Origin of the sequence: Rhodococcus sp. BS-15 (genome assembly GCF_000813105.1) — a bacterium.
Classification (GTDB): domain Bacteria; phylum Actinomycetota; class Actinomycetes; order Mycobacteriales; family Mycobacteriaceae; genus Rhodococcoides.
On the sequence record NZ_BAOX01000354.1, the window covers coordinates 1 to 4,529 of the forward strand.

Annotated in this window: 3 protein-coding genes and 2 pseudogenes; 4 read left to right on the plus strand and 1 reads right to left on the minus strand. The window is 66.0% G+C overall.

Annotation, left to right across the window (positions count from 1 at the left end; translation table 11 throughout):
* Nucleotides 1-1,169 (minus strand): PucR family transcriptional regulator ligand-binding domain-containing protein (locus tag RHBS_RS24770; RefSeq protein WP_128646731.1); only part of this gene is annotated, 1,169 nt, incomplete at its 3' end.
* Nucleotides 1,170-1,317: 148 nt separating this feature from the next.
* Here RHBS_RS24770 and RHBS_RS24775 point away from each other — a divergent pair.
* From RHBS_RS24775 to RHBS_RS24790, 4 genes and pseudogenes are all read left to right on the plus strand, one after another.
* On the plus strand, nucleotides 1,318-2,184 hold the full coding sequence (locus RHBS_RS24775; protein ID WP_128646733.1) for a xanthine dehydrogenase family protein subunit M: 867 nt from the start codon (nucleotides 1,318-1,320) through the stop codon (nucleotides 2,182-2,184).
* A 35-nt stretch (nucleotides 2,185-2,219) separates the two neighbouring features.
* Nucleotides 2,220-2,659, plus strand: a pseudogene (locus RHBS_RS24780) ((2Fe-2S)-binding protein).
* Complete coding sequence (locus RHBS_RS24785) at nucleotides 2,562-4,007, plus strand: 8-oxoguanine deaminase (RefSeq protein ID WP_237669664.1); 1,446 nt, start codon at nucleotides 2,562-2,564, stop codon at nucleotides 4,005-4,007. The pseudogene RHBS_RS24780 and the gene RHBS_RS24785 overlap by 98 nt, the downstream one beginning before the upstream one ends.
* Nucleotides 4,004-4,529: pseudogene (locus RHBS_RS24790) on the plus strand (xanthine dehydrogenase subunit D); the annotation flags it as partial. The gene RHBS_RS24785 and the pseudogene RHBS_RS24790, both read left to right, overlap by 4 nt.

The following is a 4,529-nucleotide window of genomic DNA, read 5'->3' on the forward strand; positions in this document are numbered from 1 at the left end:
TGCGAGCGGCGGGCGTAGCGCGCTTCCTCGATCGCGCTTCGGATGTCGGCGGGCGCGGTCGGGGCGCTGACACCGATCGAGGTGCCGCTCCCGATCAGTCCCGGCGCCAGTGAGTGGACCGCTTGCCGAACGGAATCGGTTCGATCGGTTCTCGCCTCCACCAACGCGATGGCCTCGTCGTCGACGATTCCGACCGTGATCTCCAACGGTGCCAGCACTTCTCGCAGCAGCGGACGTAGCTCACCGAGCCGCAACGTCTCGCCGGATGTGGCCACAGCCACTGCAGCGTAACGTGTTTCGATATCGAGTCCGATGACGTGCATCTGAGCGAGGATGTCGGCGGACGTCGCACCCCCGACGATCGTGCGCACGAATTCCTGGGCCAGAATCCCCGACCCCGAGAGACGATCGTCGACGCGACTGCGTTCCATGGCCACGATCGACGCCAACTGCCCGGCCAGGGACAGCCTCGGGGCATCCCATGCCTGCCAATCGCTTTCGAATGCCACGAACCAATCCACGACCCGCGGCGCGGACTCTCCATCGACGGCGAACACCGAGACTCGCTGCTCTCGGCAGTACCGCGGCAACCGCACCGACGTCATGAATTCCCGCGCCACGGCCTCGGTGTCGGGTGGATCGTCGGATCCGGCGAGTACCCGTCCCGAAGACGTGACGACCCAGCAGTTCATGCCCAGATCGGAGCTGACCATCTCCAGCAGCGGACCCAGCCCACCGCCCGGGCCGGCGCTCGCCACGAGGCGTCGATGCCGGTCGAGCACGAGACTCAGGTCCGAGGCTCGCGCCGTCGACAGTTGCCGGACGACGCTCTCGGTGACCGTGGCGAAAGCAATGTCGGCGGGTACCCGAAAGAGCGGCAGCCCGTGCTCGAGGCAGGCGTCCACCAGATCATCGGGCACCACGCCGTCGTCGGATGCCGCCAGCGCTGCGATTCCGGCCTTCGACACCGCCCGTACGAAGGTCCTCGAGTCCTCCGGGCCCGTCCGCCACATCAGGCCGGTCAACACCAGCTCTCCCCCACTGAGGTAGCGGCTCGGATCGAGCATGTCGGTGGTCACGACCCATCTGATGGTCGGATCGAAGTGCTCGGGAGTGACGATCGGCTGCAGCTTCAGGTCGGGGAGATCGGTCAGATCACGCAGCCGCACGGTGAATCGACCTCCTCTTCGTAGGATCCTCCAAAACCTACACTGTGATCGCCGTCATACTTCGTCGTTCCTGTCTCTCGCTCGCAGTGCGCCCGGCGGCTGTACTGGGTGAACACGACCGAAAGACACGTGAGCGGAGAGCAGCACGATGGAATTTCTACGACCACAGACCTGGGGCGACGCGTTGGCCGCAAAGGCCGACGATGTCGACGTGGTGCCCATCCAGGGTGGCACCGACGTCATGGTCGAGATGAACTTCGACCTGCACCGGCCGGGCGCATTGCTGGATCTGAACCCGATCACCGAATTGACCGAATGGGAACGGCTGCCCGACGGGACGCTACGGGTGGGGGCAGGCGTGCCCTACGTCCGCATCATCGCCGAGCTCGGAGACACGCTTCCCGGCATCGCCCAGGCTTCCCGCACGGTCGGCTCACCGCAGATCCGTAATCGCGGCACCGTCGGCGGCAACCTCGGCGGCGCGTCACCCGCAGGCGATCTGCACGCGCCCCTTCTTGCGGCGGGCGCGACCGTGGAAGTCGAATCGGCCGAGGGCGGTGTGCGCATGATTCCCGCGACCGAGTTCTACCTCGGCGTCAAACGCAATTCCTGCCGGCCGGACGAACTCATCCGCGCCTTCCACGTGGCACCGGCGGCAGGACCGCAGTACTTCTCGAAGATCGGCACCCGCAACGCCATGGTCATCGCCGTCTGCTCGTTCTCGATCGCACTGTTTCCGCAGGAGGGTCGCGTCGGTACCGGTCTCGGCTCCGCTGCGCCGACACCGCGCCGGGCTTACGATGCCGAGAACTACCTCGCGGCCGAACTCGAGTGGGACGGTGCCCTCGATCCTCGGGTGTCGGAGGAGTTCGGCCGATTGGTCAGTGCGGCAGCAAGTCCCATCGACGACGTACGTGGCACTGCCGATTACCGCAAGCACGCCCTGTCCGTGATGGCCCGGCGAACACTGGGTTGGGCATGGCGGGACCTCACAGCCGCACGGAAGGTGGCCTGAACATGCGAGTCAACTGCACCATCAACGGAAAAGACATGGAAGCCGACGACGTCTGGGAGGGCGAAAGTCTGCTGTACCTGCTGCGCGAACGCATGGGGCTACCCGGATCCAAGAACGCCTGTGAGCAAGGCGAATGCGGTTCGTGCACCGTCTATCTCGACGGCATACCGGCGTGCGCCTGCCTGGTGGCGGCCGGCCAGGTCGAGGGCCGCGAGATCCGTACCGTCGAGGGCCTCGCCGACGGCGACAAGCTGGACCCGATGCAAGAAGCGTTCGTCGAGTGCGGAGCCGTCCAATGCGGCTTCTGTACACCGGGGCTCGTGGTTCAAGCCCACGATCTGATCGAACGCGTTCCCGAGCCGTCCGATGCGAGATCCGTGAATCTCTCGCCGGAAATCTCTGCCGCTGCACTGGATACGAGAAGATTCTGGACGCCGTACGGCTCGCAGCAACCCGAAAGGCCGAAGCCAAATGACCACGGTGATCACCAACGCTACATCGCCCCCATCGTCGGTGACGAGATCCCCTCCGGCTACCTCGTCGTCGAGGGCACCACGATCAGCGCCATCGGTTCGGGCCCGGCACCGGTGATCGCCGGGGCCGAGACGATCGACGCGTCCGGCTGCCTCGTCACCCCCCGGCCTGGTCAACACCCACCACCACCTGTACCAGTGGCGTCCCAGGGCCTGGCCAAGGACAACACACTCTTCGAATGGCTTGTCGCACTCTACAAGCCGTGGTCGAAGATGGACGCCGAAGTCGTGGGCGGTGCCGCTGCGGCGGGCCTCGGTTGGCTCGCTAAATCGGGCTGCACCACCAGCACCGATCATCACTACATCTTCCCCAAGGGCCGAGGCGACCTGTTCGCCGCCGAGATCGATGCCGCACAACGCATCGGCGTCCGATTCCAGCCGTGCCGCGGCTCGATGGACCGGGGTGTGTCCGACGGCGGATTGCCGCCGGACGAGGTGGTCGAATCGCTCGACGACATCCTCACCGCGACGGCCGAGGCCATCGACACCTATCACGACGCTTCCTTCGGTTCGATGCTCCGCATCGCGGTCGCACCGTGTTCACCGTTCTCCATCAGTAAAGAGCTGCTCGTGGAGTCCGCAGGGCTTGCTCGCGCCAAAGGTGTTCGGCTGCATACACATCTGGCCGAGACCCTCGACGAGGAAGAGCACTGCCTCGCTCAGATGAACTGCACCCCGGTCGAATACATGGAGCAGGTCGGCTGGCTGGGCGACGACGTATGGTTCGCCCACGCCGTACACCTGCACGATTCCGATATCGCGAAGATGGCGGCCACCGGAACCGGTACCGCCCATTGCCCGAGCTCCAACGCTCGGCTCGGTGCGGGCATCGCTCGTATTTCCGACCTGCTCGCCGCCGGCGCGCCCGTCGGCCTAGGAGTCGACGGTTCGGCCTCGGCCGAAATGGTCCCGCTGGCCGGCGAAGTGCGGCAGGCGATGTACATGCAGCGGGCCAAGTACGGACCCACTGCACTGACGGCGCGTCAGGCACTCGAGATCGGAACACTCGGCGGAGCAACGGTACTGGGACGTCAGAGCGAGATCGGTTCGCTCGAGGTCGGCAAGCTGGCCGACATCGCGATCTGGCGCACCGACGGTTTCTACTCGGCCGTGGACGACCCCGTCGTTGCGTTCGCGTACGGGCAGACACCACCGCTCGCGCGGTTGATGGTGGGCGGTCGAACGATCGTCGAGAACGACATCCTCGTCAGCGCACCGCAGGACGAGATAGGCCGTGCCGGTGCGGATGCACACCGTCGTTTGATGAAACTCGCGGAGGACGTACTGTGAGCGCCCCGACCACAACACCCCGGCAAGTTCCCGCCGACATCCCCGCGCCGGGACGCGGCCGCGTCGGCGACAGCCCCCTGCGACCCGACGGCACACTGAAGGTCAAGGGCGAGTTCGCGTACTCGTCGGACCTGTTCATCGACGGCATGCTCTGGGGCGCAACGCTTCGCAGCCCGCATCCCCGAGCGAAGATTGTCTCCGTCGACATCTCGAAGGCGCTGGCAACACCCGGCGTCGAGGCCGTACTCACCCATGACGACGTGCCGGGGCGCAAATGCTTCGGGCTCGACCACACGTGGGATCAGCCGGTGCTGGCCTTCGACGAGGTGCGGCACGAGGGCGAACCGATCGCGTTGATCGCGGCCGATCATCCCGAAACTGCCCGGCGCGCAATGGAGAAGATCGTCGTGGTCTACGACGTTCTCGAGCCCCTGACCGATGCCCGACGCGCAGCACTGGACCCGGACTACCCGAAGGTGCAGCAGCGCGGCGGGGTGGCGCGCCATCAGCCGGTGCGCGTCG

Excerpts from the sequence above, each read along its gene's own strand:
- RHBS_RS24775 (WP_128646733.1), top strand. The coding sequence starts at position 1,318 with ATGGAATTTCTACGACCACAGACCTGGGGCGACGCGTTGGCCGCAAAG.